Source organism: Pseudomonas sp. Pseusp88 (assembly GCF_047303955.1).
Lineage (GTDB): Bacteria > Pseudomonadota > Gammaproteobacteria > Pseudomonadales > Pseudomonadaceae > Aquipseudomonas.
This window is the reverse complement of the sequence record NZ_JBGLYM010000003.1, coordinates 161,911-179,105: the sequence shown is the minus strand read 5'-3', so window position 1 is coordinate 179,105 and position 17,195 is coordinate 161,911. Positions and strand designations below refer to the sequence as shown.

Annotated in this window: 14 protein-coding genes and 1 pseudogene; 11 read left to right on the top strand and 4 right to left on the bottom strand. The window is 61.2% G+C overall.

Going from position 1 to position 17,195, the window contains the following annotated elements; all coding sequences use genetic code 11:
* Positions 1 to 39: 39 nt before the first annotated feature.
* The gene (locus tag ACCD02_RS05330; RefSeq protein WP_413299140.1) at positions 40 to 1,626 is read right to left on the bottom strand and encodes an aldehyde dehydrogenase (NADP(+)); all 1,587 of its coding nucleotides are present in this window, start codon (positions 1,624 to 1,626) and stop codon (positions 40 to 42) included.
* Positions 1,627 to 2,178: 552 nt separating this feature from the next.
* On the opposite strand from ACCD02_RS05330, the gene ACCD02_RS05325 reads away from it, so the two are divergent.
* Positions 2,179 to 3,183 carry a hypothetical protein gene (locus ACCD02_RS05325; protein WP_413299138.1) on the top strand — a complete coding sequence of 335 codons (1,005 nt, stop codon included), beginning with the start codon at positions 2,179 to 2,181 and terminating at the stop codon, positions 3,181 to 3,183.
* Positions 3,184 to 3,326: 143 nt separating this feature from the next.
* On the opposite strand, the gene ACCD02_RS05320 is transcribed toward ACCD02_RS05325, so the two are convergent.
* Complete coding sequence (locus ACCD02_RS05320) at positions 3,327 to 4,166, bottom strand: TIGR03915 family putative DNA repair protein (RefSeq protein ID WP_413299136.1); 840 nt, start codon at positions 4,164 to 4,166, stop codon at positions 3,327 to 3,329.
* Positions 4,163 to 5,383 (bottom strand): putative DNA modification/repair radical SAM protein, encoded by a 1,221-nt coding sequence (locus ACCD02_RS05315; RefSeq protein ID WP_413299134.1) that lies wholly within the window; start codon positions 5,381 to 5,383, stop codon positions 4,163 to 4,165. Before ACCD02_RS05315 ends, ACCD02_RS05320 begins: the two co-directional genes overlap by 4 nt.
* Positions 5,384 to 5,599: 216 nt before the next feature.
* Between ACCD02_RS05315 and ACCD02_RS05310 the strand changes: the two genes are divergently transcribed.
* The 3 genes from ACCD02_RS05310 (at position 5,600) to ACCD02_RS05300 (ending at position 9,109) form a co-directional block, all read left to right on the top strand.
* Entirely contained in the window at positions 5,600 to 6,523 is a 924-nt protein-coding gene (locus ACCD02_RS05310; protein WP_413299132.1) for a LysR family transcriptional regulator, read from the top strand.
* A 210-nt stretch (positions 6,524 to 6,733) separates the two neighbouring features.
* Complete coding sequence (locus ACCD02_RS05305; RefSeq protein WP_413299130.1) at positions 6,734 to 8,044, top strand: MFS transporter; 1,311 nt, start codon at positions 6,734 to 6,736, stop codon at positions 8,042 to 8,044.
* A 78-nt stretch (positions 8,045 to 8,122) separates the two neighbouring features.
* Positions 8,123 to 9,109 (top strand): M14 family metallopeptidase, encoded by a 987-nt coding sequence (locus ACCD02_RS05300; RefSeq protein ID WP_413299128.1) that lies wholly within the window; start codon positions 8,123 to 8,125, stop codon positions 9,107 to 9,109.
* A 113-nt stretch (positions 9,110 to 9,222) separates the two neighbouring features.
* Here the strand turns inward: ACCD02_RS05300 and ACCD02_RS05295 are convergent, their stop codons facing one another.
* Complete coding sequence (locus ACCD02_RS05295) at positions 9,223 to 10,095, bottom strand: LysR substrate-binding domain-containing protein (protein WP_413299126.1); 873 nt, start codon at positions 10,093 to 10,095, stop codon at positions 9,223 to 9,225.
* Between the two features lie 244 nt (positions 10,096 to 10,339).
* Here ACCD02_RS05295 and ACCD02_RS05290 point away from each other — a divergent pair, with 244 nt between their 5' ends.
* The 7 genes and pseudogenes from ACCD02_RS05290 (at position 10,340) to ACCD02_RS05260 (ending at position 17,143) form a co-directional block, all read left to right on the top strand.
* Positions 10,340 to 11,182, top strand: coding sequence for a transporter substrate-binding domain-containing protein (locus tag ACCD02_RS05290; protein WP_413299124.1), 843 nt, complete (start codon positions 10,340 to 10,342; stop codon positions 11,180 to 11,182).
* 34 nt (positions 11,183 to 11,216) lie between these two features.
* On the top strand, positions 11,217 to 12,056 hold the full coding sequence (locus ACCD02_RS05285; protein WP_413299122.1) for a transporter substrate-binding domain-containing protein: 840 nt from the start codon (positions 11,217 to 11,219) through the stop codon (positions 12,054 to 12,056).
* Positions 12,053 to 13,459 (top strand): annotated as a pseudogene (locus ACCD02_RS05280) (FAD-binding oxidoreductase); the annotation flags it as partial. The gene ACCD02_RS05285 and the pseudogene ACCD02_RS05280, both read left to right, overlap by 4 nt.
* A gap of 134 nt (positions 13,460 to 13,593) precedes the next feature.
* Positions 13,594 to 14,811 (top strand): aminotransferase class I/II-fold pyridoxal phosphate-dependent enzyme, encoded by a 1,218-nt coding sequence (locus ACCD02_RS05275; RefSeq protein ID WP_413299120.1) that lies wholly within the window; start codon positions 13,594 to 13,596, stop codon positions 14,809 to 14,811.
* Positions 14,808 to 15,542, top strand: coding sequence for an amino acid ABC transporter permease (locus tag ACCD02_RS05270; protein ID WP_413299118.1), 735 nt, complete (start codon positions 14,808 to 14,810; stop codon positions 15,540 to 15,542). The genes ACCD02_RS05275 and ACCD02_RS05270 overlap by 4 nt, the downstream gene beginning before the upstream one ends.
* Positions 15,532 to 16,320, top strand: coding sequence for an amino acid ABC transporter permease (locus ACCD02_RS05265; RefSeq protein WP_413299116.1), 789 nt, complete (start codon positions 15,532 to 15,534; stop codon positions 16,318 to 16,320). The genes ACCD02_RS05270 and ACCD02_RS05265 overlap by 11 nt, the downstream gene beginning before the upstream one ends.
* Positions 16,307 to 17,143 carry an amino acid ABC transporter ATP-binding protein gene (locus ACCD02_RS05260; protein ID WP_413299114.1) on the top strand — a complete coding sequence of 279 codons (837 nt, stop codon included), beginning with the start codon at positions 16,307 to 16,309 and terminating at the stop codon, positions 17,141 to 17,143. The genes ACCD02_RS05265 and ACCD02_RS05260 overlap by 14 nt, the downstream gene beginning before the upstream one ends.
* Positions 17,144 to 17,195 lie beyond the last annotated feature (52 nt).

Below are 17,195 nucleotides of genomic sequence, written 5' to 3'. Positions count from 1 at the left end.
ATCTGTCGGTCGATGACAAATCGCCGCCAAACGGTGCAATCAGCGAATCAGCGCCTCACGACTGGCCGCGCCATCCACCAGACGTGAAATGCCCAGCGGATTGGCGTCCTTCAAGGCATCGGGCAGGAGTGAGTCCGGATAGTTCTGAAAGCAGATTGGCCGCATGAAGCGGTTGATCGCCAGCGTGCCCACCGAGGTGCCGCGGGCGTCGGAAGTAGCCGGGTAGGGGCCGCCATGGACCATGGCATCGCAGACTTCCACGCCCGTCGGGTAGCTGTTGACCAACAGGCGTCCGGCCTTGTGTTCCAGCAACGGCACCAGATGGGCGAAAGCGTGCAGGTCGGCGGGCTCGGCGATCAGGGAGGCGGTCAGCTGGCCTTGCAGGCTCTGTACGGCAGCCTGCAACTGGACGCTGTCAGCGACGGTGACGACGACGATCATCGGTCCGAAAACCTCATGCTGTAGCAGCTCGTCGCCATTGAGCAGCAGCTCGACATCGGCTTCGTAAACCTGGGCAAAGGCCTGGCCGCCCTGTTGCGATTGCCCGCCGCGATGATGCAAGCCGGGGTGATCGGCGAGGCGTTTCAAGCCGTCGGCGAAGTTACACAGACCGCCCGCGTTGAGCAGCGTATGGGGTGCATGGTTATCGATCAGATGAGCCAGCTTGTCGAGAAAATGGCTGAACTCCGGTGAGCGAATGCCCAGCACCAGGCCTGGTTTGGTGCAGAACTGACCGCCGCCGAGCACCACTGAAGCCGCCAGTTCGGCGGCGATTTTCTCGCCCCGCACTTTGAGTGCTTCGGGCAGCATCAGCATGGGGTTGATGCTCGACATTTCGGCAAATACCGGGATCGGTTCCGGGCGCGCCGCAGCCATATCGCACAGGGCGCGGCCGCCGCGCAGCGAGCCGGTAAAGCCCACGGCCTTGATTGCCGGATGCTGCACCAGCCAGGCACCAACGCTGCCGCCGTAGATCATGTTGAAGACCCCGGCCGGCATGCCGGTGCGCTCGGCGGCGCGGATAATCGCCAGTGCCGCCCATTCGGCGGTTGCCATATGTCCTGGATGCGCCTTGAACACCACCGGGCAGCCTGCTGCCAATGCCGCTGCGGTATCACCGCCCGCCGTGGAGAAGGCCAGGGGAAAGTTACTGGCGCCAAACACCGCTACCGGGCCGAGACCGATATGGTATTGGCGCATGTCCAGGCGCGGCAGCGGCTGGCGGTCGGGCAGGGCGCGATCGATGCGCGCGCCGTAGAAATCCCCGCGCCGCATGACGCTGGCAAACAAACGCATCTGCCCGCTGGTGCGAGCCCGTTCGGCCTGGATACGTGGCGCGGGCAGGGCGGTTTCGCGGCAGACCATGGCAATGAACTCGTCGCCCAGAGCGTCCAGCTCATCGGCGATGGCATCGAGAAACACCGCCCGCTGCGCGGCGCTGGTCATGCGATAGGCGGGGTAGGCGTTGCCAGCTGCTACAGCGGCGGCGTCCACCTCATCACGGGTTGCTTCCATGAAGGAAAGCGGCAATGCCTCGCCCGTGGTGGCATCCAGGCTTTGCAGGCTGACACTGCCTTGGGCGCTGCGACCACCGTTGATGAAGTTGTGTCCGAGAAGAGCGGTCATGGGATCTCCAGTGCGAGGTGGGATGATGGCTTAGGAAAGTAGACCATTAAGTTGAAGAATGCGTGAGTGCGCACGTTTGATTTCTTTATACACGACGCAACTACCTGAATTGGAATGCTATTTGTAAGCGCAGCCGAAGGCTGTGAAAGCCATGTATCAGGCCGATGCCATCCGCAACCTTCGCACGCTCCGACAGATCCGGTATATAGGTCGCATCCCAGAGCGCTGAAGCGCCACTGGCCTGTCAAATCAAGTCGGTTGTCCGCTGTTTTAAAGGCCTTACAACCGCATGGGTTAATTTCTATACCTTCGTACAATTACCGCGGAACGGCACTTCAGGTCTACTGGTCCTACACTTGGAAAGTTGCTTCCGGTATTCGTTCTATACTTGCCGTACCTCTGACAAAGCGCCTGTCATGGACGCCTCACTCTGGTGCGTTAGTTAGCGTTTGAAGTCGTTTGTGAACTTTGAGTCCTTTCAATTAATTGCCATTGTCTCTGGTTGCAAGTTGCCCTGGATGACTTAATGACACGCGTTCTTGGAGTACGACCATGAAATACAAGGCTTTTTCCGGAATTGTCCTGACCCTTGCCGCGCTTCATGGCACTGTGTTCATGGCCACGAGCGCCATGGCCGCTGAGCCTGCGAAGATCGCTGCAAACACCAAGGCTGCGCGCACGGCGGTCGCTTCGGATGGATCGGACCACACTAATGCATCAAAAGTAGCCGCTGATGGTGCAGATCATGTAGGCGCAGCCAAAGTAGCGGCAGACGGCGCGGACCATGTTGGCGCGGCGAAACTAGCGGCTGATGGCGCCGATCATGTAGGTGCAGCGAAAGTGGCGGCAGATGGCTCAGACCATGTTGGCGCAGCGAAAGTGGCGGCAGATGGCTCAGACCATGTAGGCGCAGCGAAAGTAGCGGCAGACGGCGCGGACCATGTAGGCGCAGCGAAAGTAGCGGCAGACGGCGCGGACCATGTAGGCGCAGCCAAAGTAGCGGCAGACGGCGCGGACCATGTTGGCGCGGCAAAACTAGCGGCTGATGGCGCCGATCATGTAGGTGCAGCGAAAGTGGCGGCAGATGGCTCGGACCATGTTGGCGCGGCGAAACTAGCGGCAGACGGCGCGGACCATGTTGGCGCGGCGAAACTGGCGGCCGACGGCGCCGATCATGTTGGCGCAGCAAAAGTAGCGGCCGACGGCGCCGATCATGTTGGTGCGGCAAAACTGGCGGCAGATGGCTCCGATCATGTAGGCGCAGCGAAAGTAGCGGCAGATGGCTCAGACCATATTGGCGCGGCAAAACTGGCGGCAGACGGCGCCGATCATGTAGGTGCGGCGAAAGTGGCGGCTGATGGTGCGGACCATGTAGGCGCAGCGAAAGTGGCTTCCGACGGCTCGGACCACACCAACGCATCACGAGTAGCGGCTGATGGCACCGACCATGTAGGCGCTGGACGCCTTGCGGCGATGGGACGTCGTGGTGGTGTCGGTTCTGATTCGGTGGCAACGCTTTACAGTTCGGATGAATTCAATCCTGGTGATAGCCAGTAGGGGCAGGGTTGATTTCGCTATCACGCAGCTAACCTATGTGGGACCGGCTTTAGCCGGGAAGAGGAAGGTATGATCAGTGCATTTGCGTTGCCTTTCATATTGCCTTCCCGGCTAAAGCCGGTCCCACGGAACACTGGGTTTTTTCAATTTCTATCGCCACCAATCCGCTTTCCTGGCCTTGCTGCAATCTGACTGGCCTGGCCGTCGCGCTGTTTACCGGTCCGGGCTTCGCTGATCAGGGCAGGGATCAATGGGCCTTCAGGCAGATTCTTCCAGAAACGCGCAGGGAGATGACCCTGCATAACCTTCTCGTTCAGCCTGGCCGGGTTGAAGATATGGCTGTAGTAGGCCAGCCATAGATCGCCGTGGGGATCGTCGACGTTTTGCGCCAGTTGCCGCCATGGGGCAGGGCACTTGCGTTCGTACAGCAGCTGTTCGCCGTCGTAATACACCCCGTCTTCAGGCGTTGCGATCAGCCAGCGATGTTGGCCCATGCGCCCGACGAAATGTTCGCTGGCGCTTTGCAATATGTCGTGGGCAGGTTCATGCCAGGCCACGTATTGCGGGCGAGTAAGGTCTTGCGGCGTACTGGCGGGCAGTTCGATGAACCGTACGAACGCATGCAGATGATGTGCTTCGCGGCTGACGCTTTTCAGGCGACGATGCAATTCGCTCCCGAGTTTGTCACCGGCCATCATCGCCGTGCGATCGCCATGGCTGACCCGCCATAGCACCTCATACAAGAGGCTCCAGCGTTGGTCGCCGCGATAGCAGGCGGCGTTTTTCAGCAGTTCCAGCAAGGTGAGGGGAATGCGCGCCTGGAAGGGGCCGGGCTGATCCAGACGGGGCGCTTCACTGGCGAACAGGTCGGCGTCCTGTTGCCCGGCCCAACTGACCTGGCTCGGATCGATTTCATGGCTGAGCAGCCAGCGAGCCTGCTGGCGCCAGGTATCGAACAGATCGTCACAATCGAGGCTGATCATCCCCACAGACCCATTTGCTGCGGCTGCGGCTTATCGCGCAGTTGCCCGTGGAGTATCGCGCTGCTGGTTTCGGCGAGCGGTGGATGGTAGTCACTGGTGATGATGAAGGGCCGGGCCTTGATCAGCACGCAGCGCATGCGGGTCAGGTCCTCGTAGCGGATCTTGCGCTGGCGGCGTAGCTCGATCAGACGCTGGGTAGTGCGCAGGCCGATACCGGGAATGCGCGCAATCAGGGTTGCTTCTGCACTGTTGAGGTCCAGAGGAAATACCTGGCGATTGTCCAACGCCCAGGCGAGCTTGGGATCGATATCCAGGGCCAGATCACCGGGGCCTTGAAGCAGCTCGCTGGCCCGGTAGCCGTAGCTGCGCAGAAGAAAGTCGGCCTGGTACAGGCGATGTTCACGCATCAGCGGCGGTGCAGCCAGAGGCACGCTTTTCGGGCTGTTGGGGATCGGGCTGAACGCCGAGTAATAGACCCGGCGCAGGCCGAAATTGCCATACAGCGCTTCGGCACTGTGCAGGATGGTGCTGTCATCGGTGGCATCGGCGCCGACGATCATCTGCGTGCTTTGCCCGGCCGGTGCGAAGCGCGGCGAGCGGGGCTCGTTGCGTACGGTCTGCTCGCCGACATGGATGGTCTGCATGGCCTGTTTGATCGAGATCACGTCCTTTTCCGGGGCCAGGGTCTGCAGGCCTGCGTCGGTGGGCAGTTCGATATTGACGCTGAGGCGGTCAGCATAGCGCCCGGCTTCCTCAATCAGCAGGGGATCGGCTTCGGGGATGGTCTTGAGATGTATGTAGCCGCGAAACTGGTGCTCCTCGCGCAGCAACCTGGCCACACGGATCAACTGCTCCATGGTGTAGTCGGCGCTGCGGATGATCCCGGAGCTGAGGAACAAACCGCTGACGCAGTTGCGCCGGTAGAAATCCAGCGTCAGGGTCACCACTTCTTCGGGGCTGAAACGCGCCCTCGGCACGTCACTTGAACGGCGATTGACGCAGTATTGGCAGTCGTACAGACAGAAATTGGTCAGCAGGATTTTCAGCAGCGAGACGCAGCGGCCATCGGGCGTAAAGCTGTGGCAGATACCCATGCCATTGGTCGAACCCAATCCGCCCTTGCCCTCGGAACTGCGCTTGGGTGCGCCGCTGCTGGCACAGGAAGCGTCATACTTGGCCGCGTCCGCAAGGATGCTGAGCTTGTCGATCAGCTCCATGAAATACTCCGATACTGTTTTTATGTACAGTATCGAGTGCTTGTGGATTGTACAAGCGGCAATCTGCCCAGTGGCACGAAATCCGCTAGTAGCGCGCAAGTGTTACCGCTGTGCATTCTATGGGACCGGCTTCAGCCGGGAATGCGCCTTCCCGGCCGAAGCCGCTCCCAAAGGCCCGCGCAAGATTTTGGATCGTACGTTTTTAAGGGGTTCACCTTGCAACTGGAATGGCTCGAAGATTTTATCGAACTGGCGCGTACCCGCAGCCTGTCCCGGGCGGCGGAGAATCGCTATGTGACTCATCCGGCGTTCGGGCGGCGGATCAAGGCGCTGGAGGACTGGGTGGGCGTGCCGTTGATCGAGCGCAAGCAGCCTCTGGCCCTGACACCAGCGGGGCTGTTATTTCTCGACGCGGCCAGTCAATCCATCGCCCTGCTCGGGGCGGCCCGCGCGCAGTTCCAGGGCTTGGGGCTCAATCGCGAGGCACCGCTGCGCATCGCCACCGGCCGCACGCTGGCGACGGCGTTTTTCCCGGACTGGTACGCCTCGCTCAAGGAAACCTTCGGCCACTTTCCGGTTTCCATTGTCACCAGCGGTTCCCAGGAAGCGATCACACGGCTGTCGGCCGGAGACGTGGATGTGCTGCTGATTTTCTCCAGCCCCCTGACCCAGATCCTCGTCGATCCCGAGCGCTGCGACACCCTGGTCCTGGCCAGGGAAGAGCTGTTGCCGGTCAGCGCGCCGAATGAAAAGGGCGATCCGCAGTTCCGCATCGATGCCGAGTCCTCGGCCTCGACCATTCCCTGGCTGGCGTTTTCCCCCACGCTGGCCCTGCGCGGCGTACTGGCCCAGCACCTGGCCCGATTGCCCCAGCGCCTGGCGCTGCGCATGACCTATCAGGCCGACTCCTACGATGCCATCGAACGCATGGCCCGACGCGGCAACGGCCTGGCCTGGCTGCCGCGCATGGTGGTCAAGGACTCCCTGGCCTCGGGGGAACTGGTGATTGCCGGCGGTCCGGAGTTGATCATCGGCTTCGATATTTCCCTGCATCGCCTGCGTTCCAACCAGAGCGAACCGCTGATGAGCATCTGGAATGGCTTGTCATCCCTGCACCAGGATGGGGCTTTGGCAAAATAATCTGCTGTTTTGCTCCTGTTAAAAGCCCTTTGCGCTGCGTGCTGTGCCGAAAAGGCTCGGGGTTGTGCTGAATCGGCAATTGTCCTGGCCCCGCTCGTATAGCACTTTGCTCCCAGGTTGAAGGCGTTTGCGTTCATCCACTCGCTGATAAAAACAACGCCGTCGCCACTGACGATGGCTGCCGAAACTGTGAATAAAATGGGGCCAACCATGACAGTGCAATCCACCGCCGCCAACACGGCACTCACGACCTCCCGACGCGGACCCTGGAAGGAGATCGTTGCCGCCAGTATCGGCAACGCCCTGGAGTTCTATGACCTGCTGATCTACGGCTATTTCGCCGTGGTCATCGGCAAGCTGTTTTTTCCCAGCGATAACGAAACCACCTCGCTATTGCTCAGTGTCGGTTCGTTCGGTATTTCCTTTTTGATGCGCCCGCTGGGTGCCATTGTTCTCGGTTCCTATGCGGACCGGGCAGGGCGCAAGGCATCCCTGACGATGTCGATCATGATCATGATGCTGGGCACGGCGATGATCACTTTCACGCCGTCCTACCAACAGATCGGCCTGGCAGCACCGTTGCTGATCATCGTGGCGCGGATGCTTCAGGGTTTCTCCACCGGTGGTGAGTTTGGCGCGGCTACCGCCTTTATGGTCGAGCACGCCGATGCGAAAAAACGCGGTTTCTTCGCCAGCTGGCAGTTGTCGACTCAGGGCCTGGCGACTGTGCTGGCCGCCGGGGTCAGCGCCTTGCTCAGCTATGTACTCAGTGATGTGCAGCTCAACGATTGGGGCTGGCGCGTGGCCTTCGGTGTCGGTCTGCTGATCGGCCCGGTGGGTTTCTATATCCGCAGCCAGATCGACGAGACCCCGGATTTCCAGAAGATCCAGGCCGACGCACCGAAGAAAACCCCGCTGCGTGATGTACTGATCAAGGGCCATGTCAGCCTGCTGCTGGCCATTGGCGTGGTCGCCGGTGCCACCGCGTTCAACTACGTGCACAAGCTGTACATGCCGACCTACGCTCTCAAGCAGCTGAATATCGCCGCCACTTCGTCCTATCTGGGCGCTTTGGTTACGGGCCTGACGTTGATGGTCATGGCCCCTGTATTCGGCACGCTGTCCGACCGCTACGGGCGTTTCCGGGTACTGACCATTGCACTGCTGATCACCGGCTTGTCGTCGTATCCGATGTTCGTGCTGCTCAATATTTACCCGTCGGTGACCACCTTGCTGCTGGTCCAGGCCATCGTCGGCGTTCTGATCGCCGCCTGTCTGGGGCCGATCCCGGCGATGCTCGCCGATATCTTCCCGACCAGCATTCGCGGCACCGGCCTGGCCCTGAGTTACAACTTCTCGGTGACCCTGTTCGGCGGTTTTGCCCCGCTGATCGTGACCTGGATGATCGAAGCCACCGGCAGCAAGCTGGCGCCGAGTTTCTACGTGATGGTGACCGCGCTGATCAGCGTGATCGCGGTGATCTGCCTGGGGCGGCGCATGCGCCACGCTCCGCAGCACTGATTTCCCTTTTCAAGTTTTGCATCTGCCGCGCCATTGGTGTGCTGGCGGCTGCCTGTTACTGCCCGTTGGAGAAGACTTATGAAAACCCTGGAACAAGTCCGCGCCACCCTCAAGCCCTATCCGGTCGAGGTGGAATTCCCCGATATCCGCCAATGGCAGGAGGGCAATGACGGCATCGAGTATGCGTACAGCTTCGATAGCGGCGTGGCCGGGCCACACGTGATGATCATGGCCCTGACCCATGGCAACGAAGTCAGCGGCGCCATCACCGTGGACGCCATGTTGCGTGCCGGCCTGCGCCCACGTCGCGGTCGCCTCAGTCTGGGTTTTGGCAACGTCGAGGCCTATCACAGCTTCGATCCGCAGAATATCGACGCCACCCGTTACCTGGACGAAGACATGAACCGGGTCTGGCTGCCGGAGAAACTGGACGGCGAGCAGACTTCGGTTGAACTGCGCCGGGCCCGGCAACTGCGTCCGTTGATCGACAGTGTCGACCTGCTGCTGGATATCCACTCGATGCACGAGGAAGCACCGCCGGTGATGATGTGCGGCGCGCGCAGCAAGGGCCGGGCCTTCGCCGCAGCCCTGGGTGTACCGGAAACCGTGATCGTCGACGCCGGCCATGCCAATGGCCGCCGTATGCGCGATTACGGCGGTTTCAACGACGCCGCCAGCGGTCGCAACGCCTTGCTGATCGAGACCGGCCAGCACTTCTCGAAAGTCAGCGTGAAAGTGGCATTGGATACAGCGGCGCGCTTTCTGGTCATGACCAAGGTGGTCGAAGAGGCTGATGTGGCGGACTTCATCAGCGGTACTCCACCCACGCGCCAACGCTTCCTGGAAGTGACCGAACCGGTGGTTGCCCGCACCATGGATTTCACCTTCGTCGATGACTATCGCGGCCTGGAATTGATCGAGCGTGCCGGAACAGTGATTGCCTATGACGGCGGCGAGCCGATCGTGACGCCCTATGACAACTGCGTGCTGGTGCAGCCGTCATTGCGGCATCTGGGGCCGGGAGTGACGGTGGTGCGGTTAGCGAAGGTGTTGAATTCCCAGTAGCTGTGACTTGCGTGGGAGCGAGGCTTGCCCGCGAAGAACGATAAAGCGGTGCGACTGATCAACCGCAGCGACTGGTTCGCGGGCAAGCCTCGCTCCTACAGGGGCGGGCGCTGTTAAAAACCATGACTGCCACGAATCAGCTCATAGGCCCGCCGGGCCAAGGGGTTGACCGTATTGGGCCGGATCCACAGGTGATAGGTCACATCCGGCAGCCGCGGCAAACCGTCGTTTTCCCCGAGTACGCGCATGTCCGGGCCGAGCATTTCCATGCTTCGTGGCGTAACGCCGAGCCCGGCGCGGGTAGCGGCCTTGATGCCGATCAGGTTCGACGCCAGATAGGCCTGGCGCCAGGGAATATTGGCCCGTTCCAGGGCTTCCAGGGCATAGCGGCGATAGATACTCGGCTCATCCACCAGAATCAGCGGCAGGGGTTCTCCCGGGACATGGATGTACTGCGCCGCGCAAATCCACCAGACCGGCGACGTGCGCAGGGCGAAGCCTTCGAGCAGCGGGTCTTCGCGGGTGGAAATCACCATATCGACCTTGCCGCGGTGTAAATCCTCCATCAGGAACGGGCTGCGGCCGACATCGATTTCCAGACGCAGGCGCGGCGCCGACAGGGCTATGCGGCTGAGGATTGGCGGCAGGATGGTGTCGGCGATGTCATGGGGCGAGCCGATGCGCAACACGCCGCTGAGGCTGCTCTCGCGCAGTGAATTGAGCGCATCGTCATTCAGCGACAGCATCTGCCGGGCGTGGCGCAGTAACTGGCGGCCCGGTTCGGTGAGCTGTTTCTGCCGGCCTTGCTTGTGAAACAGGCCGACGCCCACCTGTTGCTCCAGGCGCTGCATATGCTGGGTCACCGATGACTGGGTGCGAGCCAGATGAAGGCCCGCTTCGGCAAAACTGGGGTGGTCGGCCACTGCGACAAAGGTGCGTAGTAGCTCCAGATCCAGCGTCGAGGTGACATTCAGAGAGTCGGTCATGACAGGGCCGTCATATCAGGGCGGTAGCGCAATACATTACGATTTTTTATGTAAATGAAAAGTCTTTGTTTTCTGAGACGTAAGAATTACCCGTAAACACTGGGCTTTAGCTTTTCGAGAGAAATTACTGATCAGAAAGTTATAACCATATTTGATATTTGAATTTCCGTTCTCCCTACGCCAACCCCTAGGATGCCCAGCCATCAGGTCGGGGTACGCCGATCGCTGTTTTGGGGAATGATGAATGCCAACTGCTCACTCGCTCGCTTCACGCTGGTTGCCCGCTGTGCTGGGTAGCCTGATCTCTCTGACCGTCAGTGGGGTGGCGCAGGCCGATGCTACCCTGGACAAGATCCAGGACCGCCATCGCCTGGTCGTCGGGGTGCTGTTGTCCGGCGGGCCGTTCGGCTCCATCGATCCTGCAACGCAAAAAGCTACCGGGATGAATGTCGATATGGCCGAAGACCTCGGTCGTCGCCTGCAGGCGCAAGTCGAGCTGGTGCCGGTATTGCCCGCCAATCGTGTGCAGTTCCTGCAACAGGGCAAGGTGGATCTGCTGATCGCCAATATGGAGTGGACCCCGGAGCGTGGGCAGATTCTCGGTTCGGTGCCGACGCCGTTCTATCGCGTGGGTGGCACGGCCGCAGTGCTCAAGGACAGCTCGATTCATACCTGGCAGGACCTCAAGGGCCAGCCGGTGTGCACCTCCCAGGGCAGCAGCTATGTCAAGCCGTTGAGCGAGTTCGGTGCTGAACTCAAAGCCTTCAAAAGTTCGTCGGAATCGTTGCTGGCCTTGCGTGGCAATAACTGCGTCGCCGCCGTGCACGATGCCACGCTGATCAATCCGCTGATTGCCGCCGCCGGCGAGTGGAAGGATTACCGCGCCATTACCCCGGAGCTGAATCCGGCTCCGTCGGTAATCTGGACCCGCCTTGGCGAGAGCGACACCCAGGCGCGCCTGGACACCATCGTCAAAGACTGGCATCGCAGCGGCTGGCTGATCGAAGCGGAAAAGCGCCATCACATCACCCCGGCATCCCCGGCCCTGATCGAGTTGCAGAAGCAATTCCAGGCCACTGGCGCCTGATCCCTCGTTCGTGGTTTTTGATAAGGCAATGCGTATGAACCTTTTGTTTTCCGGCAAGACCCTGGCGGCCCTCGGCCTGCTGTTGTGCGCCAGCCTGGCCCAGGCGGATGCGACCCTGGACAAGGTCCAGCAGCGGCACAAAGTCAGTATCGGTGTAATCCTCAGTGGCCCGCCGTTCGGCACCATCGACCCGGCCACCGGCGAGCATCTGGGCTACAACGTAGAACTGGCCAAGGGCATCGCCAAACAACTGGGCGTCGAGGTCGAAACGGTGTCCGTACTGGCGCCTAATCGCGTGCAGTTCCTGCAACAGGGCAAGGTCGATCTGCTGATCGCCAATATGCAGTACACCGACGAGCGCGCCGAGATTCTCGATTACGTGCCGACGCCTTATGAAGAAGTTGGCGGCGCTGCGCTGATCCGCAAGGGGGCCGGTATCGCCAAGTGGGAAGACCTCAAGGGCAAGCCAGTCTGCGTGTCCCAGGGCAGTAATTTCATCAAGCCGCTGCAGGAAGTCTACGGCGCGCAGATCAAGGCGTTCCGCAGCCAGTCTGAATCCTTGCTGTCGCTCAAGGGTAATGGTTGCGTGGCAGCGGTTCATGTCAGCCCGACCATGCATGCGTTGCTGGATGACCCGGACTGGTCCGGCTTCGAGATTCCCCTGGCAGACGATTTGATCCCGTCGAAATCGGTGATCTGGGTGCGCAAGGGCGAGCATGATTTCCAGGCCCGTCTGGATGCGATCATTCGTGACTGGCACCGCAGCGGCTGGCTGATTCAGGTGGGTGAACGCACCGGCATGGCGCCATCGGCCGCCCTGCGTCAGTTGCATGAACAATTCAAGAATGCCGCACCCCTGGCGGTGACGCCTTGAGCCAGCCGCTATTTACTGCGTTGCAGGCATTGCTGGGTGATGTCTATGTGCAGTCCGGTTCCGATGCGCGCCAGTACCTGACCGACAAGCAGGGCAGCTATACCGGCGAGGTCGCTGCCGTGGCACGCCCGGCGGATACCGAACAGGTTGCTGCGGTTGTGCGATTATGTCGCGAGCATGCGGCGCCGATCGTGGTGCAGGGCGGCAATACCGGCCTGATGGGCGCGGCGACGCCGGATGCCAGCGGGCGCAGCGTGCTGTTGCGCCTGGATCGGTTGAACCGGGTGAGGGAAGTCGATACCGACAACGACACCCTGACGGTGGAAGCCGGCTGCATTTTGCAAAACATTCAGGACGTCGCCCGTCAGGCCGGACGCCTGTTTCCCCTGAGCCTTGGCGCCGAAGGCAGCTGCACCATTGGCGGCAACCTGGGCACCAATGCCGGTGGCACGGCAGTGCTGCGCTATGGCAATACCCGGGAGCTGACGCTGGGCCTGGAAGTGGTCACCGCCGAAGGGCAGATCTGGCATGGCCTGCGCGGTCTGCGCAAGGACAACACCGGCTACGACTTGCGCGACCTGTACATCGGCAGTGAAGGCACCCTGGGCATTATCACTGCCGCGACTCTCAAGCTGTTTCCGCTGCCCAAGGCTCAGGCCACAGCGCTGCTGGCGTTCGCTTCCCTGGCCCAGGCGGTGATTTTCCTGTCCCACGCCCGTAGTGGCTTCGGTGCCAGCCTGACTGCGTTCGAACTGCTCGGCGCCGATTGCCTGGCGTTGTTGCGTGAACAGTTTCCTGAAGGTCCGCAGCCATTTTCCAAGGCTGATCTGCCTTGGTTTGCGCTGCTGGAACTGTCCGATAACCACAGCGAAGAACATACCCGCCAGGCGTTCGAAGAGGTTTTGGGCGAGGCCTTCGAGGCCGGTCTGCTGGCCGACGCGCTGATCGCCGAAAGTCTGGCCCAGAGCGAAGCCTTGTGGCTGTTGCGCGAGAATATGAGCGATGCGCAACGCCGTGCCGGGCGCAATATGAAGCACGATATCTCGGTGCCGATCTCACGCATCGTCGAGTTCGTCGCCCATACCGACGCGCTGTTGCAGGAACACTTCCCCGGCGTGCGCAACTACACCTTCGGCCACCTGGGCGACGGCAACCTGCATTACAACGTTGCCCATCCCGTCGACTCAACCGTGGACGCGCATATGGCCAATTACGCCGCTCTGAGCGCCCTGGTCCACGACAGCGCCCATGCCCATGGCGGCTCGATCAGCGCCGAACACGGTATCGGTCAACGCAAGCTGGCCATGCTGCCGCGCTACAAGAGTGAGGTGGAGCTGGACCTGATGCGCCGGATCAAGCAGGCGCTGGATCCGCTGAATTTGCTGAACCCGGGGAAGGTGCTGGCGAGTGATCCCGTGGGAGCGAGGCTTACCCGCGAAGGCATTATTTCAGATCAGAAATTTGTATCGGATGTAACGGCCTCTTCGGGGGCAGGCCTCGCTCCAACACCATTTATTTCGACAGAAGGGACAGGTGCATGAGCGTTCAGCTTTCAAAACGCGTCCAGCGCGTCTCGCTATCAGCCAACGCAGCAGCCAAATCCCAGGCCACGGCCCTGCGTGATGCCGGGATCGATATTCTCGACCTGACCACCGGCGAGCCGGATTTCGATACCCCGGAACACATCAAGCAGGCGGCCTATGCAGCCATCGCCGCAGGCGCGACCAAGTACACGCCGACGCCGGGTGTAAAAGCTCTGCGCGAGGCCGTGCAACGCAAGCTCAAACAGGAAAACCGCCTGGACTACGAACTGCCCTCGATCGTCATCGCCAATGGCGCCAAGCAGATCATTTTCAATGCCTTTGCCGCGACCCTGGATGACGATGATGAAGTACTGGTGCCGGTGCCGTACTGGCCGTCGTTTCCCGACAGCGTACGTTTCAATGGCGGCGAGCCGGTGTTTATCCGCTGCGAGCTGGAGCAGGGCTGCAAGCTGACCGCCGAGCAATTGGATGCAGCCATTGGCGAGCGCACCCGCTGGCTGATTCTCAACGGCCCCGGCAACCCCAGCGGCGCGGTGTACAGCGAGGCCGAGCTGCAGGCCATCGCCGACGTCTTGCGTCGCCATCCCCAGGTACTGGTGCTGCTTGATGAGCTGTACGAGCACATTCGTTTCGACGGTCGACCGGCCTTGAACCTGCTTAATGTCGCCCCGGATCTGCAAGAACGTTGCCTGTTGGTCGGTGGCGTGTCCAAGACCTATGCCATGACTGGCTGGCGCATCGGTTTCGGTGCCGGACCAAAGGAACTGACCACCGCCATGACCGTGGTGCAGTCGCAATCCACTTCTGGCGCCTCCTCGGTGGGGCAGGCGGCGGCCCTGGCGGCATTTGCAGGCGGGCTGGATTTTCTTCCGGAGCAGGTCGCGGCCTATCACCAGCGGCGTGATCTGTTGGTGCAAACCCTGAGCGGCGTCGATGGCCTTGAGGTATTGAAACCCGAGGGCGGCTTCTTTGTATTTGTCCGTTGCGCCGGGCTGTTGGGTCGCTATCGCCCGGATGGCAAGCCCCTGCACAGTGATGCCGATGTCGTGGACTACCTGTTGCAGTCTGGTGTGGCCGGGGTCGCCGGGAGTGCCTATGGCCTGTCGCCGTGGTTCCGCCTGTCCATTGCCACGGCCACCAGCAGTGTGATCGAAGCGGGACAGCGGATTGCCAGGGCTTGCGCCGTTTTGCGCGCCGAGGAGGGGCAATGACTCAAGGGCTACAGGCGTTCGTCCACTGGGCTGCCGGGTTTGGCCTGAACTACAACTTCCTGCTGGATGCCTTCCAGCGCGGCTCGCTGATCGAGGGTGCCGAAACCACTTTGTGGCTGTGTCTGGCGACCATTATTGGCAGCCTGCTGGCCGGCTTTGCCCTGGCGGCGCTGCTGACGTCGGGCAAACCCTGGTTGGCGAAACCGGCGCGGCTGTTTATCGAAGTCACGCGCAATACCCCGACGCTGGTGCAGCTGTACTGCGCCTTTCTGGTCCTGAATATGTTGCTGACCCAGGCGGTAGGCGCGGCCAACCCGCTGACGCCGTTTGCCTGGGTGGTGATCGTGATCTCTTTGCACAAAGGCGCCTTTCACGCCGAGGCCCTGCGTGCTGGCATCGAGGCGGTTCCAGCGGTAACGCTTGAGGCTGCCAGTTCCCTGGCCTTCAGCAGCCGTCAGTTGCTGCTCAATGTGCAACTGCCCCTGGCCGTGCGTTTCGCCTTGCCCTCGCTGGTCAATAACCTGATTGACCTGGTGAAGATGACCGCAGTGGCCTCAGCCATTGCCGTGGGCGATATCACTTACGCCTCGATCATGATCTGGACCCAGAGCGATAATGTGCTGGAACTGATGATTCTGATCCTGACGTTTTTTGGCCTGCTGAGTTTTGTCGTCAATCTGCTGGGGCGTGCTCTCGAAGCGCGCCTGAGGATGCCCGGTTATGGCCACTGATACCCTCGCTACCTCTGGCCTGAGCTGGCCGCGTCGCCATGGTGGCAAGTTGCTGATCGCGATCATTGCCCTGGCCTGGCTGGTCTTCGTTGCCCCCGGCAGCCCGGTACTCAAGGCCCTGGTGCAATGGTCGCCGGCACTGGCGACGGGTTTTGGGCAGAACATTCTGATCAGCCTGTTGGCCATTGCCCTCGGCTCGATGCTGGGCCTGCTGGTCGGCGCCCTGGGTCTTTCGCCGCTGTGGCTGGTACGCCTGCCGTCGCGGCTGTGGGTACAGCTGTTTCGCAATGCGCCGTGGCTGGTGCTGATTTACTTCACCACGTATGTGTTCCCGTTCGAGATCGTCATCGGTCACACCTACATCCCGTTCCCCGACTGGATCAAGGTGACGCTGGGCCTGGCGCTGCCGGCCAGCGCCAACGTCGCCGAGATCTTTCGTGGTGCCGTCGCGTCGATCCCCAGTACCCAGTGGGAAGCGGCGCGCTCCCTGGCTTTCACCCGCGGGCAGATTTTCCGTTCGATCATCCTGCCCCAGTGCCTCAAGCGCATGCTGCCGCCGTGGATGAACCTGTATGCCGTGGTGACCATGGGTACGGCACTGGCCTCATTGGTGGGCGTGCACGATGTGATCGATACCGCGCAGATCGCCAGCAATACCGTGAACCAGACCGGCTTCACCGTGATCGTCTACTTCAGTCTGCTGGCTCTGTTTTTCGCCTACTGCTACCCGATTTCCCGCCTGACCCATTACCTGGAGCGCCGTTATGCCTTCTCTTGAAACCGGCGCCGCGCCCCTGATCAGCCTGCGCGATATTCACCTTTCGTTCGGCAGCAATCCGGTGCTCAAGGGCATTGATCTGGATGTGCAGCGCGGCCAGGCGGTGTCGATCATCGGCCCGTCCGGTTCGGGCAAGTCCACCATCCTGCGTTGCATCACCGGCCTGCTTGCGCCGCAGAGCGGCACGATCCGCGTCGGCGATACCCAAGTACAGCTGCTGACCCGGGAAGCCGAACGCATCGAGTTGCGCAAGCGCGTGGGTTTTGTCTTTCAGCAGTACAACCTGTTTCCCCATCTGTCGGTGCTGGAAAACCTGGTAATTGCTCCGCGCAAGGTCCTCGGCCTGGATCGCCATGCCGCCGAACAGCAGGCCCGGGCCTTGCTGGCCAAGGTGCGTATGGAGCACAAGGTCGATGCCTATCCCGGCCAATTGTCCGGTGGTCAGCAGCAAAGGGTGGCGATTGCCCGGGCTCTGGCCATGCGCCCGGAGCTGATGCTGTTTGATGAAGTGACCTCGGCGCTGGACCCGGAAACCGTCGGTGAAGTGCTGACGGTGATCCGCGAGCTGACCGAGGAGGGCATGACCTGTGTTCTGGTCACCCATGAGATGCGTTTTGCCGAGGAGGTCAGTGACGTCGTGTACTTCACCGAGAACGGCCGCATTGTCGAGCACGGCAGCGCCGAACATATTTTCCAGCGGCCTGGCAACGAGCGCACCCAGGCATTCCTGCGCCACGCCCTGGGCGAGAGCGGCCGTCGCGCGCCGCAGAACAATGATCCATGGCTGCTGGGTAACCTTGGCCGCTATAGCCTTTCCGTGTAGCGATAGAGAACTATGAAACCGTTGGAGCGAGGCTTGCCCGCGAATGGCTTGA